Annotated in this window: 1 protein-coding gene; it reads right to left on the reverse strand. The window is 65.4% G+C overall.

The annotated features are described in order from the left end of the window. Position 1: 1 nt before the first annotated feature. Positions 2 to 1,243, reverse strand: coding sequence for an arginine deiminase (gene arcA / locus DW029_RS11090; protein ID WP_117735747.1), 1,242 nt, complete (start codon positions 1,241 to 1,243; stop codon positions 2 to 4). Positions 1,244 to 1,267: the final 24 nt, after the last annotated feature.

Raw genomic sequence — 1,267 nt, forward strand, 5'->3', positions numbered from 1 at the left:
CTTAGAGGTCCTCGCGCCAGAAGGGCATGCTCATGCAGCGCGGGCCGCCGCGGCCGCGGGAGAGCTCGGCGGAGGGCACGACGAGAAGGTCCAGGCCCTCCTTGTACAGCACGTCGTTGGTGACGGTGTTGCGGGCGTAGACGCAGATCTTGCCGGGCTCGACGCACAGGGTGTTGGAGCCGTCGTTCCACTGCTCGCGGGAGGCCGCGATCGGGTCGCCGCCGCCGCAGGGGATCAGCTTGACCTGGTCGACGCCGGTGGCGTCCTCCAGGACGTGCTCGAGGGTGTCCTCGATCAGGCGGATGTTGACCTCGCCCGGGTTCTTGCCGGCGGTCAGCTCGTAGACGCGCAGGGTGCCCATGATGGCGGGGTGGATCGTGAACTTATCGACGTCGATCTGGGTGAAGACCGTGTCGAGGTGCATGAAGGCGCGGGAAACGGGGATGTCGAAGGCCAGGATGCGCTCGACCTTGGAGTCGGAGTTCCAGAAGATGTTCTGGGCCATGACGTCGATGGCGGCTGCCTGGGTGCGCTGGGAGATGCCGACGGCGAGGGTCTTCTCGTTGATGTTCAGCACGTCGCCGCCCTCGGTGTGGAACTGGCAGTCGCGGCGGAAGTACAGGGAGACGTCCTTGTAGTCGGGGTGGTACTTGAAGACGTACTTGCCGTACAGGGTCTCGCGGTTGCGGGTGACCGAGTACATGCGGTTGAGGTTGACGCCCTCGCCGACGACCGCGAACGGGTCGCGGGTGAAGTAGAGGTTGGGCATCGGGTCGATGATCAGGTCGGACTCGGACTCGGAGTTGACCAGGGAGTCGAGGGTCGTGGACGCCGTGAGGGGCATGTCGATCTCGGCCTTGGTCATGCCGGCCATGGTCTTCTTGACGAACTCGAGGTTGTCCTCGATGGAGTCCAGCTTCTCGCGGACGATCTGCGGCATGCGCTGGCCGCGGATGCCTGCCTCGGCGATGTACTGGTCGGTGAACTCGGCGCGGGCGCCGGGGACCTGGTCGAACACCTCGGCGACGAGGTTCTCGAGGTAGAGCACCTCCACGCCCTGGTCCCTCAGGATCTGGGCGAAGGTGTCGTGCTCCTGCTGCGCGACCTCAAGGAACGGGACGTCGTCGAACAGGAGTCGCTCGAGCTCGTCGGGCGGCAGGTTGAGGAGCTCGTCGCCGGGACGGTGCAGGCAGACCTTCCTGAGCTTGCCGATCTCGGAAGGCACGTGCAGACCTTTCGTCATGGCCTCCTACCTTTCTTTCGGGCC

It is taken from the genome of Collinsella sp. AF38-3AC, assembly GCF_003474365.1.
GTDB lineage: Bacteria > Actinomycetota > Coriobacteriia > Coriobacteriales > Coriobacteriaceae > Collinsella.

Coding starts and splice junctions, on each gene's coding strand:
- arcA (WP_117735747.1), bottom strand. CDS start 1,243: ATGACGAAAGGTCTGCACGTGCCTTCCGAGATCGGCAAGCTCAGGAAG.